General features: G+C 73.6%; 17 protein-coding genes. 12 read left to right on the plus strand and 5 right to left on the minus strand.

Going from position 1 to position 15005, the window contains the following annotated elements:
- Positions 1–74 precede the first annotated feature (74 nt).
- From sufD to ADY01_RS01190, 6 genes are read left to right on the plus strand one after another with little or no spacing between them, the layout of a single operon-like run.
- A complete protein-coding gene (gene sufD, locus ADY01_RS01165) occupies positions 75–1226 on the plus strand; it encodes a Fe-S cluster assembly protein SufD (protein WP_049564230.1) in 1152 nt (383 codons plus the stop codon).
- Complete coding sequence (locus ADY01_RS01170) at positions 1223–1582, plus strand: non-heme iron oxygenase ferredoxin subunit (protein WP_049564233.1); 360 nt, start codon at positions 1223–1225, stop codon at positions 1580–1582. The genes sufD and ADY01_RS01170 overlap by 4 nt, the downstream gene beginning before the upstream one ends.
- 5 nt (positions 1583–1587) lie before the next feature.
- On the plus strand, positions 1588–2349 hold the full coding sequence (gene sufC, locus ADY01_RS01175) for a Fe-S cluster assembly ATPase SufC (RefSeq protein ID WP_049564234.1): 762 nt from the start codon (positions 1588–1590) through the stop codon (positions 2347–2349).
- Complete coding sequence (locus tag ADY01_RS01180; RefSeq protein WP_049564236.1) at positions 2346–3626, plus strand: cysteine desulfurase; 1281 nt, start codon at positions 2346–2348, stop codon at positions 3624–3626. The genes sufC and ADY01_RS01180 overlap by 4 nt, the downstream gene beginning before the upstream one ends.
- Before the next feature lie 28 nt (positions 3627–3654).
- Entirely contained in the window at positions 3655–4119 is a 465-nt protein-coding gene (gene sufU / locus ADY01_RS01185; protein ID WP_078899899.1) for a Fe-S cluster assembly sulfur transfer protein SufU, read from the plus strand.
- The gene (locus tag ADY01_RS01190) at positions 4116–4445 is read left to right on the plus strand and encodes a metal-sulfur cluster assembly factor (RefSeq protein WP_049564240.1); all 330 of its coding nucleotides are present in this window, start codon (positions 4116–4118) and stop codon (positions 4443–4445) included. Before sufU ends, ADY01_RS01190 begins: the two co-directional genes overlap by 4 nt.
- Before the next feature lie 84 nt (positions 4446–4529).
- Here the strand turns inward: ADY01_RS01190 and ADY01_RS01195 are convergent, their stop codons facing one another.
- The gene (locus ADY01_RS01195) at positions 4530–4766 is read right to left on the minus strand and encodes a hypothetical protein (RefSeq protein ID WP_049564245.1); all 237 of its coding nucleotides are present in this window, start codon (positions 4764–4766) and stop codon (positions 4530–4532) included.
- 147 nt (positions 4767–4913) lie between these two features.
- On the opposite strand from ADY01_RS01195, the gene ADY01_RS01200 reads away from it, so the two are divergent.
- The 4 genes from ADY01_RS01200 to ADY01_RS01215 are packed head-to-tail and all read left to right on the plus strand — an operon-like array spanning position 4914 to position 7660.
- Positions 4914–5234, plus strand: a complete 321-nt coding sequence (locus tag ADY01_RS01200) for an SMR family transporter (protein ID WP_049564247.1) — start codon at positions 4914–4916, stop codon at positions 5232–5234.
- Entirely contained in the window at positions 5234–5806 is a 573-nt protein-coding gene (locus ADY01_RS01205; protein ID WP_049564249.1) for a TetR/AcrR family transcriptional regulator, read from the plus strand. The genes ADY01_RS01200 and ADY01_RS01205 overlap by 1 nt, the downstream gene beginning before the upstream one ends.
- Before the next feature lie 10 nt (positions 5807–5816).
- A complete protein-coding gene (gene dapD / locus ADY01_RS01210; protein ID WP_049564278.1) occupies positions 5817–6812 on the plus strand; it encodes a 2,3,4,5-tetrahydropyridine-2,6-dicarboxylate N-succinyltransferase in 996 nt (331 codons plus the stop codon).
- 50 nt (positions 6813–6862) lie between these two features.
- Entirely contained in the window at positions 6863–7660 is a 798-nt protein-coding gene (locus ADY01_RS01215; RefSeq protein ID WP_078899900.1) for an EI24 domain-containing protein, read from the plus strand.
- Between the two features lie 13 nt (positions 7661–7673).
- On the opposite strand, the gene ADY01_RS01220 is transcribed toward ADY01_RS01215, so the two are convergent.
- The 3 genes from ADY01_RS01220 to ADY01_RS01230 form a co-directional block, all read right to left on the minus strand.
- Positions 7674–9176, minus strand: coding sequence for a serine/threonine-protein kinase (locus ADY01_RS01220; protein ID WP_049564251.1), 1503 nt, complete (start codon positions 9174–9176; stop codon positions 7674–7676).
- A gap of 25 nt (positions 9177–9201) precedes the next feature.
- Positions 9202–10152 carry a 4-hydroxy-tetrahydrodipicolinate synthase gene (gene dapA, locus ADY01_RS01225; protein ID WP_049564252.1) on the minus strand — a complete coding sequence of 317 codons (951 nt, stop codon included), beginning with the start codon at positions 10150–10152 and terminating at the stop codon, positions 9202–9204.
- Positions 10153–10266: 114 nt separating this feature from the next.
- Positions 10267–12117: an endonuclease/exonuclease/phosphatase family protein gene (locus ADY01_RS01230; protein ID WP_049564255.1), complete on the minus strand. Its 1851-nt coding sequence runs from the start codon at positions 12115–12117 to the stop codon at positions 10267–10269.
- Between the two features lie 302 nt (positions 12118–12419).
- On the opposite strand from ADY01_RS01230, the gene ADY01_RS01235 reads away from it, so the two are divergent.
- Positions 12420–13958, plus strand: coding sequence for a hypothetical protein (locus tag ADY01_RS01235; protein ID WP_049564282.1), 1539 nt, complete (start codon positions 12420–12422; stop codon positions 13956–13958).
- Here the strand turns inward: ADY01_RS01235 and ADY01_RS01240 are convergent.
- Positions 13936–14451: a nuclear transport factor 2 family protein gene (locus tag ADY01_RS01240; RefSeq protein WP_049564258.1), complete on the minus strand. Its 516-nt coding sequence runs from the start codon at positions 14449–14451 to the stop codon at positions 13936–13938. The two genes, ADY01_RS01235 and ADY01_RS01240, sit on opposite strands and share 23 nt — an antisense overlap.
- 75 nt (positions 14452–14526) lie before the next feature.
- On the opposite strand from ADY01_RS01240, the gene ADY01_RS01245 reads away from it, so the two are divergent.
- Entirely contained in the window at positions 14527–14979 is a 453-nt protein-coding gene (locus tag ADY01_RS01245) for a DUF6234 family protein (protein WP_049564260.1), read from the plus strand.
- Positions 14980–15005: the final 26 nt, after the last annotated feature.

The following is a 15005-nucleotide window of genomic DNA, read 5'->3' on the forward strand; positions in this document are numbered from 1 at the left end:
CCATGGCCACCGGACCGTCACCGTCCCACCAGCAAGCCGTCCCCACGACCAAGAGAGTGAGCACGACGACACCCATGGCTGAGGCCCAGAGCATCGCGGTGGCGGCCGAGTCCACCGTGGCCACCAGGATGAGCGCTCCGCCGTCCTACGACGTGGCCGACTTCCCGGTGCCGCACGGCCGCGAGGAGGAGTGGCGCTTCACTCCCCTGGAGCGGCTGAGGGGGCTGCACGACGGCTCCGCCCTCGCTGACGGCTCCCTCAAGGTCGAGGTGAACGCGCCCGACGGCGTCACCGTCACCACCGTCGGGCGCGACGACCCGCGCGTCGGCAAGGCGGGCCAACCGGTCGACCGGGTCGCCGCGCAGGCGTTCAGCGCCTTCGAGAAGGCGACGGTCATCTCCGTCGCGGCCGAGGCCGTCCTCACCGAGCCGGTGCGCCTGAGCCTGCACGGCGAGGGCGGGGTGACCTTCGGTCACACCGTCTTCGAGGTCGGGGCGTTCGCCGAGGTCGTCTTCGTGGCCGACCACACCGGCGACGGCGTCCGCTCGGCCAACGTCGAGTTCCTCGTCGGCGACGGCGCCAAGGTCACCTTCGTCAGCGTGCAGGACTGGGACGACACGGCCGTCCACTGCTCGCAGCACACCGTGCTGATCGGGCGGGACGCCACGTTCAAGTCGGTCGTGGTGACCTTCGGCGGCGACGTGGTGCGGCTGCACCCCCGCGTGAGCTACGCGGGCCCCGGCGGCGAGGCCGAGCTCTACGGCCTGTACTTCACGGACGACGGGCAGCACCAGGAGCACCGGCTGCTGGTGGACCACACCGCCCCCAACTGCCGCAGCAACGTGGCCTACAAGGGCGCGCTCCAGGGCGCCGACGCGCACGCGGTGTGGATCGGCGACGTCGTGATCCGCGCCGCCGCCACCGGCACCGACACCTACGAGCTCAACCGGAACCTGGTGCTCACCGACGGCGCCCGCGTGGACTCCGTTCCCAACCTGGAGATCGAGACCGGCGAGATCGTCGGCGCCGGGCACGCCTCGGCCACCGGGCGGTTCGAGGACGAGCAGCTCTTCTACCTGATGGCCCGCGGCATCCCGGCCGAGCAGGCCCGGCGCCTGGTGGTGCGCGGCTTCTTCGCCGAGCTGGTCCAGCAGATCGGCGTCCCCGACGTGGAGCAGCGGCTCATCGCGAAGCTGGAGGCCGAGCTGGCGGAGGCGATCGCATGAGCGGTGGCACGGCAGCGGCCGGGGCGGAGGGCTTCGTGCGGGCCTGCGCGCTGGGGGACCTGGAGGTCGACGTGCCCCGGCGCGTCGACCTCGGCGGCGTGCCCGTCGCCGTGGTCCGCACCGAGGGCGCGGTCTACGCGGTCAACGACATCTGCTCCCACGCGAACGTCTCGCTCTCCGAGGGCGAGGTGGAGGACTGCCAGATCGAGTGCTGGCTGCACGGCTCCAGCTTCGACCTGCGGACCGGCAAGCCGACGGGCCTGCCCGCGACGCAACCCATCCCCGTCTACCCCGTCAAGATCGAAGGAGAGGGCCCGGCCGCCGCCGTGCTCGTCTCCGTCACCCAGGAGTCCTGAGCCCCATGGCAACGCTTGAGATCCACGACCTGCACGTCTCCGTCGACGGCGAAGGCGGCTCCAAAGAGATCCTGCGCGGGGTCGACCTGACCGTGAAGCAGGGCGAGACGCACGCCATCATGGGCCCCAACGGCTCAGGCAAGTCCACCCTGGCCTACTCCCTCGCCGGGCACCCCAAGTACACGATCACCTCGGGCACCGTCACGCTCGACGGCGAGAACGTCCTGGAGATGTCCGTCGACGAGCGCGCCCGCGCCGGGGTCTTCCTCGCCATGCAGTACCCGGTCGAGATCCCCGGGGTGTCCGTCTCCAACTTCCTGCGCACCTCCGCCACCGCCATCCGTGGCGAGGCCCCCAAGCTGCGGACGTGGGTCAAGGAGGTCAAGGAGGCCATGGAGCGCCTGGAGATGGACCCGTCCTTCGCCGAGCGCAACGTGAACGAGGGCTTCTCGGGCGGCGAGAAGAAGCGCCACGAGATCCTCCAGCTGGAGCTGCTGAAGCCGAAGATCGCCGTCCTGGACGAGACCGACTCCGGCCTGGACATCGACGCGCTGCGGATCGTCTCCGAGGGCGTCAACCGGGTCCGCGAGAGCGGCCAGGTCGGCACCCTGCTGATCACGCACTACACCCGCATCCTGCGGTACATCGCCCCCGACCACGTGCACGTCTTCGCGGGCGGCCGGATCGCCGAGTCCGGCGGTGCGGAGCTGGCCGACAAGCTGGAGGCCGAGGGCTACGAGCAGTACACCAAGGGGGGCGCCTCATGACCGACACGACGCGGGCGGCCCACGGCTCCCTGGCCGGCCTGTTGGACACCGAGGCGATCCGCAAGGACTTCCCGATCCTGCACCGCACGGTCCACGGCGGGAAGCCGTTGGTCTACCTGGACAACGCGGCCAGCTCGCAGAAGCCGCGCCAGGTCCTCGACGCGGTGAACGACTACTACGAGCAGCACCACGCCAACGTGCACCGCGGCGTCCACGTCCTGGCGGAAGAGGCCACGGCGCTGTACGAGGGCGCGCGCGACAAGGTCGCCGCGTTCATCAACGCGCCCAGCCGCAACGAGGTGGTCTTCACCAAGAACGCCTCCGAGTCGCTGAACCTCGTGGCCAACATGCTCGGCTGGGCCGAGGACCCCTACCGGGTCGACGCGGGCACCGAGATCGTCATCACGGAGATGGAGCACCACTCCAACATCGTTCCCTGGCAGCTGCTCGCGCAGCGCACGGGCGCGACGCTGAAGTGGTTCGGCCTCACCGACGACGGCAGGCTCGACCTGTCGCGCATCGACGAGATCATCACCGAGCGGACCAAGGTCGTCTCGTTCATGCTGGTCTCCAACGTGCTCGGCACGGTCAACCCGGTGGACCGGATCGTCCGCAGGGCCCAGGAGGTCGGCGCCCTCGTCGTCGTGGACGCCTCGCAGGCCGCGCCGCACATGCCGCTGGACGTGCAGTCGCTCCAGGCGGACTTCGTCGTCTTCACCGGGCACAAGATGTGCGGGCCGACCGGCATCGGCGTGCTCTGGGGGCGGCACGAGCTGCTGGAGGACCTGCCGCCGTTCCTGGGCGGCGGGGAGATGATCGAGACCGTCACGATGCACTCCTCGACGTATGCCCCGGCGCCGCACAAGTTCGAGGCGGGCACGCCGCCGATCGCCCAGGCGGTCGGGCTCGGCGCGGCCGTGGACTACCTGACCGGCATCGGCATGGACCGTGTCCTCGCCCACGAGGAGGCGCTCACGCGCTACGCGCTGGAGCGGCTGTCCGAGGTGCCGGACCTGCGGATCATCGGGCCGCTGACCGGCGAGGACCGGGGGGCGACGATCTCGTTCACCCTGGGCGACATCCACCCGCACGACGTGGGCCAGGTGCTGGACGAGCAGGGCATCGCCGTCCGGGTCGGTCACCACTGCGCGCGGCCGGTCTGCCTGCGGTACGGAATTCCCGCGACCACGCGGGCGTCTTTCTATCTGTACTCGACCCCGGCCGAGGTCGACGCCCTGGTCGCCGGGCTCGACTACGTCCGCGGGTTCTTCGGATGAGACGTCGGATGAGAGCGGTGTGAGAGGCGTGCAGCTGCAATCGATGTACCAGGACGTCATCCTGGATCACTACAAGCACCCGCACGGGCGCGGCCTGCGCGAGGGCGACGCCGAGGTGCACCACGTGAACCCCACGTGCGGGGACGAGATCACGCTGCGGGTCAGGTACGAGGGCGAGACCGTCGCCGACGTCTCGTACGAGGGGCAGGGCTGCTCGATCAGCCAGGCCAGCGCCTCCGTGCTGAACGAGCTGCTGGTCGGCAAGAAGCTGCGGGACGCGCTGGCCGTGCAGGAGACGTTCCTCACGCTGATGCAGTCCCGGGGGCAGCTGGCGCCCGACGATGCCATGGAGGAGGTGCTGGAGGACGCGGTCGCGTTCGCCGGCGTCTCCAAGTACCCGGCGCGGGTGAAGTGCGCGCTGCTGAGCTGGATGGCCTGGAAGGATGCCACCGCCCAGGCTCTGGGCGAGGGCGCGGTGGAGGAGAAGCTGTGAGCGAGACGACGACCGCACCGGCCGGCGAGGAAGAGGTCCGCGAGGCGATGATGGACGTCGTCGACCCCGAACTGGGGATCGACGTGGTCAACCTCGGCCTGATCTACGGCATCCACGTGGACGAGGAGAACATCGCCACGGTGGACATGACCCTCACCTCGGCCGCGTGCCCGCTGACCGATGTCATCGAGGACCAGGCCAGGACGGCCACCGAGGGCCTGGTCAGCGAGCTGAAGATCAACTGGGTCTGGATGCCGCCGTGGGGCCCGGACAAGATCACCGACGACGGCCGCGAGCAGCTGCGCGCCCTGGGGTTCAGCGTCTGAGCGGGGCGCCGTCCGCCCTCCGGACGCCATGACGATGCCCGCCGGATGTGGTCCGGCGGGCATCGTCATGTCCTCGGGCGGGTGTCAGCCGTGGTCGACCAGCTCCGCGTGGCCCTGGGTGCGGGCGCAGTGCCCGCAGCAGAAGAAGTGGCCGTCCTCCGTCTCCAGGCCGTGGCCCATGATCTTGCACCCGCAGTTCTCGCAGACGGGCGCCATCCTCTGCACGGCGCACTCGAAGCTGTCGAAGACGTGCACCTGCCCGGCGGCACGCACCTCGAAGGCCATCCGGTAGTCGTTGCCGCAGACCTCGCACTCGGCCATCCGCTCTCACTCCTTCTCTCGCTGGGAAGCTCTCGCGCTGGGAAATTCGCCGCAAGGATGGCGGGAACGCCCGCCGGGTTCCCCGCAGACGCGCAGGGCAGTCACTCCACCGGCAGGGGCCCCGGAGCGATGTGTACGATCGTCCACATGGTGTATGTGACGCTGTCCGCCGCGATCCTGGCCGAGATCATCGGGACCCTGCTCATGCAGCGGAGCGACGGCTTCTCCCGGCTCTGGCCGACCGTCGGCACGCTCTCCCTCTATGTCGTGGCCTTCACGCTGCTCGCCCAGACGCTCAAGACCATGGAGGTCGGCGTCGCCTACGGCATCTGGTCCGGCGCGGGCACCGCCGTCGTCGCGGCCATCGGCATCGTCTTCCTCGGCGAGGGCGTCTCCGTCCTCAAGGTCGGCGGCGTCCTGCTGGTCGTCGCGGGGGTCGTCCTCCTCAACGTCGGCGGGGCCCACTGATGGCCCGCCGCTACGACCCCGACCGCCGCGAACGCATCGCGCGGGCCGCCGTCTCCGTGGTCAGGGAGCGCGGTGTCGCGGGGCTCAGCCACCGCGCCGTGGCCGCCGCCGCCGACGTCCCGCTCGGCTCGACCACGTACCACTTCGCCGACCGCGACGAGCTGCTGCTCGCCGCCCTGGAGCGGATCAACGAGGCGTGGCTGGCGCGTTTCGCCACGTGGCTGGAGGGCGTGGACGGCTCCACGCCGGTCGCCGACCTGCTGGCCCGCCACCTCGGTGACTGCCTGGGTCCCTGGCGGGAGAGCACGGAGCTGGAGTACGAGCTGTACTTCGCGGGTCTGCGCCAGCCCGCCGTCCGCCCGCTGGCCGCCCGCTGCCTGGACCGGATGGCCGAGCTGCTGTCCCCGCGCGTGCCCGACGAGACCACCGCGAGGGCCCTGATCGCGGTGGCCGACGGGCTGCTCATCCACATCCTCCTCACCGGCCGCCCCTACGACGAGGCGCAGGCCGCCGCCACGTTCGCCCGGCTGCTGCCCGGGACCGGCTCGCGTCCCGGGGCGGCCACCCGTTAGCGTCGTGACCATGACCGAGACCACCTCTCCGCAGCTCATCCCCTCCGGCGCCGTCGCCGCCGGGCTCGCCACCGTCACCGCCGAGGGCGTCGTGCTCGACACCTGGTTCCCGGCGCCCGAGCTGGTGGCCGAGCCCGGCGTCTCCGGCACCGAACGGCTCGCCGGGCCGCGCGTCGCCGAACTGCTCGGCCCCCGGGCGCCCCGCGCCCTCGGCCCGGACGAACGGCGCGGCGTCGAGGTCGTCGCGGTCCGCACGGTCATCTCCGACCTCCAGGGGAAGCCGGTCGACGCCCACGACGTCTACCTCCGCCTGCACCTGCTCAGCCACCGCCTCGTCCGCCCCCACGGCCTCAGCCTGGACGGCATCTTCGGGCTGCTGGCCAACGTCGCCTGGACCACGGCGGGGCCCGTTCCCGTCGAGCGCGTCGAGCAGGCCAGGCTCGCCCTCCGCGCCGAGGGCGGGCAGCTGGGGGTCACGAGTGTCGACAAGTTCCCCAGGATGACCGACTACGTGGTCCCGGCCGGGGTCCGCATCGGCGACGCCGACCGCGTGAGGCTCGGCGCGCACCTCGCGGCGGGCACCACCGTGATGCACGAGGGATTCGTCAACTTCAACGCGGGGACGCTGGGCGTCTCCATGGTCGAGGGGCGCATCAGCGCGGGCGTGGTCGTGGGCGACGGCTCCGACGTCGGCGGCGGCTCGTCCATCATGGGCACCCTCTCGGGCGGCGGGAAGCGGACCATCTCCCTCGGCGAGCGCTGCCTGCTCGGCGCCCAGGCGGGCATCGGCATCTCGCTCGGCGACGACTGTGTGGTGGAGGCGGGCCTCTATGTCACGGCGGGCACGCGCGTCACGCTGCCGGACGGCGAGGTCGTCAAGGCGCTGGAGCTCTCCGGCGCGCACAACCTGCTCTTCCGCCGCAACTCCACCAGCGGCGCCGTCGAGGCCCTGCCGCGCACCGGCGCCTGGGGCAGTCTCAACGAGGTGCTCCACGCGCACAATTGACCGGTTGACCGGGCGCGGACGGGCGGCGCCGAGCCGATAGCCTTGCGGCCGTGAGAGATGTCGCGGTGGGGATACGGTATGTGGCGCGCGGGCAGAAGTGGGCGTTCGGGCACGGCCGGTGGTTGGCCCTTGGCCTGCTGCCCGCGCTGATCACCCTGGTCGTCTACGCCGCGGCGCTGGTGGCCCTCGCCCTGTACGCGGGCGACCTCGCGTCCTGGGCGACGCCGTTCGCCGACGACTGGGACGAGACCTGGCGGTCCGTTCTCCGTGTCACGTTCGCCGTGCTGCTCTTCGCCTTCGGCCTGCTGCTGTCCGTGCTGACCTTCACGGCCGTCACGCTGGTGATCGGCGACCCGTTCTACGAGGCGCTCTCCGGTCACGTCGAGACGTCGGAGGGCGGCGGCCCGGCCGGGGAGGGGCTGTCGTTCTGGGCCTCGGTCCGGGGGAGCGCGCGGGTGCTGCTGTACGCGCTCTCCCTCGCGGTGCCGCTCTTCGCGCTCGGCTTCGTTCCCGTGCTGGGGCAGACCGTGGTCCCCGCCCTGGGGTTCTGCGTCTCGGGCTTCTTCCTGGCCGTCGAGCTGACCTCGGTGCCGATGGACCGCCGTGCCGTGCCCCTGCGGGACCGGATGCGGATGCTGCGCGGCCGTCTCGGGCTGGCTCTGGGGTTCGGCGTTCCGCTGGTGCTGCTGTTCCTGGTCCCGCTGGCGGCGGTGTTCCTGATGCCCGGGGCGGTGGCCGGGGCGACACTGCTGGCCCGCGACCTGGCGGGCACCGCGACCCCGCCGCACCCGCCGCACCCGCCGCACCCGTCGCCCGGCATGCCCCACCCGTCTCGCCGGCCCCGGTGAGGCGGCGGGCCGGTCAGCGCGCGTCGCGCCAGACGGTCGCGTCCAGGGTGAGGTGCGTCTCGCCCTCGGCGGGGAGGGCGGTGATGTCGACGAGGGCGATGTGGCCCGCGACGGTGCGGACGCAGACCTGGGAGCCCTCCGTCACCCGGGCCATGTCGATCGCCTCGGTGGAACGGGTCTCGGCGCGGCAGGTCGCCAGCGAGCCTCGCTCCTCGGGGCGGAGCAGGACCAGTTCGTTCCCCAGGGCGGTGCGGAGCCGGGGCGGGTCACCGGCGGTGAAGTAGCGGAAGTCGATCTCCGCCATGTTCCAGGAGCCCGAGTCGCGGGGGACCACCGGGTGCTGGTCGAGGAACAGGTGGTCACCGGCGGCCAGTTCGATGCCCGGATAGTGCGCGGGCTCGGGGTCGGCGGGCGGTGGGGGCGTCGTCTCCGTCCGCTCCTCGGGCCCGTCCTCCTCCTCGGGCGGGGCCTCCTCGGCGGCGCCCTCGTCGCCGCCCGCCAGGACCGCCGCCATGATGCCGCCGCCCGCGAGGAGCACCGCGGCCGTCGCCCCCGCGGCCAGCAGCAGGGCGCCGCGCCGCCGCCTCGGCGGGGGCGTGACCGCCGCGGCCAGGGGCGTGGCGTGCGAGGTGAGCTCGGCGGCCACCTCGGGGGGCAGCCAGTCGCCGGGCGCCGACGGCGGGGGACCGGCCGCGGACCGGGCGGCGGTGATGAGATCGGTGGGCGAGGGGCGCCCGGAGGGGTCCTTGGCGAGACAGTGGGCCACCAGGTTCCGCAGGGGCTCCGGCAGCGCCGAGAGGTCGGGGTGCTCGTGGACGATGCGGTAGAGCACCGCGTGCGAGGTGCCCTCGCCGAACGCGGGCGTGCCCGTCCCGGCGAACGAGGCGAGCAGGCCCAGGGCGAACACGTCGGTCGCGGGGGAGACCCGGCCGCCCGCCGCCTGCTCCGGCGCCATGAACGAGGGCGTGCCCACGACGACCCCGCTGTGCGTGAGCGCGGTGCCCTCGACGGCCCTGGCGATGCCGAAGTCGATGACGCGCGGCCCGTCGGTGGCCAGAAGGACGTTCGAGGGCTTCAGATCGCGGTGGACCAGGCCCGCGGCGTGGATCACCTGGAGCGCCTCGCCGATCCCGGCGATCAGCCGGAACACCGCCTCCACCGGGAGGCGGCCGTGCCGCCCCACGACCTCGGCCAGCGAGGGGCCCGGGATGTAGGCCGTGGCCAGCCAGGGCCTGGGGCCCTCGGTGTCGCTGTCGAGCACCGGGGCCGTGTACAGCCCCTGGACGCGCTCGGCGGCCCGCACCTCCCGCTGGAAGCGGTGCCTGAAGTCCGGGTCCTCGCCGAACTCCGCGCGGATCACCTTGAGCGCCACCGCGCGCCCGCCCGGCGTGTGGGAGAGGTAGACGCGGCCCATGCCGCCCGCGCCGAGGCGGGCCGCGATCCGGTAACCCCCCACCTCGCGGGGATCGTCGGGTTCGAGAGGCAGGAACACATCGTTCTTCGTACCGTCGTTCATGGCCGCCGCTCCCCCGAGACCTCACTCAGCCCTTGCTGTCGGTGACCCTATCGGAACGGAGCGCCGCCTGAAGCACGGTCGCCAGGCGGGCGGTCAGCGCCTCGTCCGCGTCGAGCAGCGGACCCCTGACCGGGCCGCCGGGCAGCCCGGCCGCGCGGAACAGCGCCTTGACCGCCACCGTGCCGGACACCTCGTTCATCACCGCGTCGACCAGCGGCAGCAGGGCGCGGTGGCGCGCGGCGGCGGTGGCCGGGTCGCCCGCGGCGAAGGCGTCGAGCACGCCGCGCACCTGCCGCCCGGCGACGTTGGCCACCGTGCTGACGACGCCGCTCGCCCCGATGGCCAGCAGCGGCAGGTGCGTCTCGTCGCTGCCCGAGTAGTAGGCGAGGTCGGTCTCGGCCATCACCAGACCGGACGTGAGCAGGTCGAAGGAGCAGTCCTTGACGCCCAGGATCCGCGGGTGTTCCGCCAGGCGCCGCAGCGAGTCGGCGGTCAGCGCGGTGCCCTTGCCGGTGCGTGCCGGGATGTCGTAGAGCATCACGGGCACGTCGGTGGCGTCGGCGACGGTCCGCAGGTGGTGGGTGATCGCCTCCTGCGTGGGGCGCGAGTAGTAGGGCGTCACCACCAGCAGGCCGTCGGCGCCCGCCTTCTCGGCGTCGCGGGCCAGCGCGACCGAGTGCCGGGTGTCGGCGGTGCCGACCCCGGCGACCACGGTGGCGCGGTCGCCGACAGCCTCGGCGACGGCCCGCACCACGGCCGCCTTCTCCTCGTCGCTGGTGGTCGGCGACTCCCCGGTGGTCCCGCTGAGGACCAGGGTGTCGCAGCCGCCGCGGTCCACGAGGTGGGTCGCGAGCCGCTGGGTGCCCGGCAGGTCGAGGGAGCCGTCCGCGGTGAACGGCGTGATCATGGCGGCGGCGCAGCGGCCGAACGGGGCGGGGCGCGTGTCGGGCCACGTCGCGGAGGGTGTCTGAGGCATGGACCGCAGTCTGCGTCCCGACCTGCCCGGCGGTCCACCCGGTTCCGGCGGAGAGCCGCGGGGGACCGCCGCACGGGGCGAACGGGCCAGGGGGAACGGGACAGGGGCGAACGGTCAGGGGCGGAAGCGGATCACCTGCGGGTCGTGGTCGCTGGCCTGGTCGGCGAACTCGGCGTTGATGTGCACGATGTCGTACTCGTACGCGCGAATCGCGGGGGAGACCAGCGTCTGGTCGAGGACCTGCGAGTTGCCCTCGAAGAGGTACGTGTACCGGTCGCCGCGCGGCAGCGAACCGACCGCGCTCTCCAGGGCGCCACCCGCGGTCAGCGCCCGGGTGGTCGGGGAGAACGCGAAGTCGTTGATGTCGCCGAGCACCACGACCCGCGCGTCCCGCTGGGCCGAACGAAGCTCCCGCGCGAAGGCGTTGACGGCCTCGGCCTGCTCGGCGCGCTGCTCCTCGGAGGAGCGGGCCGGCGGCTGGAAGCGGCCGTGCAGCGGCTGGTCGCCGCCCTTGGAGACGAAGTGGTTGGCGACGACGAAGACGGTCTCGCCCCGGAAGGTGAACTCGCCCGCCAGCGGCTTGCGGCTGTCCTGCCACGCCGTGTCCGCCGGGGCGACCCGTCCGGGGGAGAGGGTCAGCGCGGCCCGGCCGTCCTCGCGCACCACCCCGGCCGCCGTGGTCGCGTCCCCGCCGGGGCGGTCGGTGAACGAGACGCGCTCCGGGTTGAACAGGAGGACGTTGCGGATGTTCCCGCCGGGGGCGCCGCCGTCCCGCCCGTCCTCCGGGTCGATCCCGCGCCACGCGTAACGCGGCCCGCCCGCGGCGACGACGGCGTCCACGAAGCGGCGCAGCGTCTCGTCGGCGGCCACCGTGCCGTCGTCCTCGGTGCCCGTGTTGTCCTGGATCTCCTCCAGGGCGAGGATGTCGGGCGAGGCCAGGCTCTCCACCACGGCGGCGGCCAGCCGGTCGAACTTCTCCTGCTCGTCGCCGGGGTGCAGGTTCTCGACGTTGTACGCCGCGACCGCGAGCTCGTCGTCCCGCTGGGCGCGGGTGGCCTCGGGGGCGAGCCCACCCCGCTCGACCCGGCCGAGCTCGCGGGCGACCAGTGTGTAGCCGCCGAACTCGTCGTAGTCCAGCGGGCCTTCGGTCGTTCCGCGCAGGGTGTCGCCCACGTCGGCCACGGGGAACGGCTCCTGCGCGACCGGCGCCAGCGACTCGATCTTCAGGCGGCCCGCGTTCTGCGCGCCGTAGGAGGAGTAGAGGGCGCCGCCGTGGTCCGTCCGCCGCCCGCCGGGCAGCAGCGTCACCCACAGCTCGTGGTACGGCGTGCTCGGGCCGACCACCGGGGCCTCGCCGACCTCGACGGTCATGCCCTCCAGCGACTCGTACCGGTCCAGCGCGTACCGCGAGGGCCGCAGCCGCAGGCCCTCGACGGAGCCGCCGTCCTCCGGGTCGCCCTCGGGCGCGTAGGCGCGCGGCAGTTCCCAGGCGTCGAGGGTGACCGGCGAGGGCAGCGCGTTCCCCGAGGAGACGACGGTGACCTCGGGGGAGGAGAGCTGGGTGACGGACTGGCCGCCGTCCTCCTCGCCTCCGGGGTAGTACTCGTCGACGCGTCCCGAGACCAGCACGGCGTCGCCGACCGCGACGGCGGGCGCGGCGCCGGTGAAGACGAAGACGCCCTCGCTGGTGGCGGCCGAGCCGTCGGGCCGGGGGTCCTGCACCCAGAAGCCGCGCGAACCGTAGGTCCGTACGCCGGTGACGACCCCGGGCACCTCGGCGACGCGTTGGCCCGCGTAGGGCGAGATCCGGGTGGCGCCCTGGAGGTCGTGCACGCGCACGCCCTCCGCCGCGGCGGCGGGGGACGGCTGGACGAGCAGGGTGGAGCACAGCCCGGCGACGACGAGGGCGCCCAGGGCTGCGGTGCCGCGGTGCGGGCGGGGGCGGGGGCGGGATGGTGCGGTCAAGGGACCCTCCGGGGGCGGGCTATGGTCTCTACGCGCGTAAAAGTCCCGTAGGCGCCGAGGAATTGTCAACGTCTCCCGACCGGCGGGAGCGCGACGTTCCGGTGAACGCAGCGGTGTGCCACCCGCGTTGAGTCCCTGGCGCGCCGTCAGGCGACCGTGGCGCGCGGGCCGTTCGGCGTTCGGGCGAGGGGTGGAGTGCGGACGTTGGCCGCGCATCGGGCCGCCGGCTGATCTAGGCTGGGGACGTGCCCAGCTCGCCGCGTTGAGGAGCGTTCGTGAACCCCGGTGACGACCGTCCCACCATGCCGCCCGTGCGGCTGCCCTCCGAGGCCGAGCTGGCGCGTGAAGCGCTCGCCGGGCCGCTGCTGTCGCGAGCCGTCGCGCTCGCCCGGTGGGCGGCGCCCGGAACGCAGGTGGGGGCGGGGGGCGAGCTGCTGGCCGACGAGTTGAAGTCGGCCGTGGCCGCGCTCGGCCTGGACGAGGTGGAGGCCGGCGAGGCGTTCGCCGCCGACGCGTGGAACTTCGCGGTCGACACCGGCCTGGTGGAGATCAGCGAGAACGAGGAAGAGGACGAGGGCGACGGCCAGGACGAGGGCCGGGCCGGTCCCCGTGCCGCCGGGGCGGAGGACGCCGCCGCGGGGACCGCCGCGCCGGGCCCCGAGCTGGGCCCGATCACCGCCGGGGCGCCCGGTGAGGTCCTGGACATCTGGTCCGTGGGCGTCGACGCGGTGCTCGCCGACGCCGCGACGCCGACCTTCGAGGACCTGCTCGGCGATCTCAGCGGCATCGAGGGCGCGGTGAGCCCGGACGGCGAGATCGACCCGGACGCCATCGACCTGGACGCGCTGGCCTTCGACCAGGAGGAGGCGTCGAGCCAGCTGGACGCGGCGCTGGGCAGCCTCTACCTGTTCGCGGTCACGGACGAGGCGGGGCAGGGCGTCTCGATGGTGCCGCTGCCGATGGTCGCCGCCGCGTCGATCATCCCCGAGGACATGGACGAGCTGTCGGCCGAGGCGCTGGACGAGCTGTCGGCGGCGGTCCTGAAGCTGGACGGGCAGTTCAGGGCGCTGGCCGGGACCGGGATGCTCGACTACCGGCCGGTGGACGAGTCGCTGCTCGCGGAGGGCGACGAGGACGGGGCGGCGTTCCCCGGGGAGGCCGAGGAGGACGAGGACGACATCAGCCGTTACGGCCTGGCCAGGCTCACGCCGCTCGGGCTGTACGGGGTGCGGCAGCGGATGCGGGAGGCGGGCATCGACGCCCCGGTCATCGGGGAACTGGCGGACGGCGACGCGTCCGCGCTGCTCGGCGCCCTGCCGTTCCGTCCCGAGGCGGCGGCGCGGGAGGAGGCCGAGCTGTGGCTGCGGGGGCGCGCGCCGCTGGACGCGGCCCGCGACCTGCTGGCGGCGGCCCGCGGCTCCGACGCGGCGGGCCCGGGGCAGCGCCTCGGCTGTCAGCTGGTGCTGTCGATGCTCGACCAGCGGGCCGAGCCCGCGGTGCGCGAGGTGCTCGACGACGCGGAGCTGGGCGGTCTGGCCCGGGTGTGGCTGGTCGAGCGCGGCGCGGCCGATGTGCCGCCGCCCGGCGAGGGCATGGTGTTCTGGCTGACCATCGACACGCTCGCCGCGCAGCTCGCGCTGGGCGACGCCGAGGAGTCCGAGGAGCTGCGCGAGCTGGTGTCCGACCTGGCGGGCCAGCACAGCGCGTTCTTCGAGAAGGCGTGGCGGGCCGACCACCCGGCGACGGCCGACGTGCTGGAGGCGGTCGGCCGCCTTCACCCGGACAAGGCGCTGGCGAAGCAGGCGCGGAAGGCGGCCTTCAAGTCCCGGTCGCGGGAGTAGCGGAGGGCGGCCGCCCGGCCGTGTCCTCCCCGCCGCCCAGGTGGTGGGTCGCCCCGCCGAACGCGAGGTGGAGCGTGCGGGTCGCGAGCAGCCAGGCGCCGCCGGTCCTGGTGAACGTGTCCTCGTAGTGGCCGACGTTCGCCGGGAGCCGGGGCGGGACGATGCCGCCGGTCCAGCCGTCGACCCGGTAGGTCGCGAAGTAGCTGACGGCGTGGGCCGTGGCAGCCGAGTCGACGGTGACCAGGACATTGCCGCTCAGCCGGCGCGAGAGCCGGTCCGCGGGGCGTCCGCCGAAGTAGGCGCGCAACGCCTCGCGCCCCTCGATCCTTCGGTCGCCCGCCGGCCACTCCCAGACGCCGTCCTGCGTGAACAGCCCGGCCACCGAGGCGGGATCGCCCAGGTCGAGGCGGTGGAGGAAGTCGGTGAGCAGGCGCTCGCAGGCGCGCTCGGCGAGAAGTCGGTCCAGCGGTTCGAGAGCCGCGTCGTCGTCCATCCGCCCTTCCTACCCGGCACCAGGCTGAGTACCCGTACTCATGTGCGGGTGGCGCGGTGGGCGGATGATGCCGTCATGACCAACGTCTCCGACCCTGGCCGGGTCGCGGGGTCCGGGCCGGGCCGTGGCGCCGACGCGGCGATGACCGTGACGGCGGTGGTACTCGACGCCCTGGCCCTGGCGGTCGTGGGGCTCCTCGCCTTCGTCACGCTCCTGGGCGACTCCTGGCCCGGCGCCACCGAGCAGTCGGGGGACTCGCGCGCCGCGCTCACCGGCCTCGCCGGCGTGGGCGCCGTCGCGGTGCTGGCCGCGCTGAGCGCCGCCTTCCTGCGGCGCCGGCGGCTGCCGGGGTCCGCCCGGGTCCAGGTGATCGTGGCGGCGCTGTGCGCGCTGGCCACCGTGGCGGGGGCCGCCCTGGAGGCCCGGGACGAGGGGCCCGTGCCCGTCCCGGTCTCCGACGACGGCGGTCCCGGCGGCGCCTGTCTCAGCGGCGGCGACAACGACGAGTGCCGGGGCTCGGGCGGCTGACCCGGGGCCCGTTCAGTCCGCGGGGG

Source organism: Streptomyces sp. SBT349 (assembly GCF_001083795.1).
GTDB lineage: Bacteria > Actinomycetota > Actinomycetes > Streptomycetales > Streptomycetaceae > Streptomyces.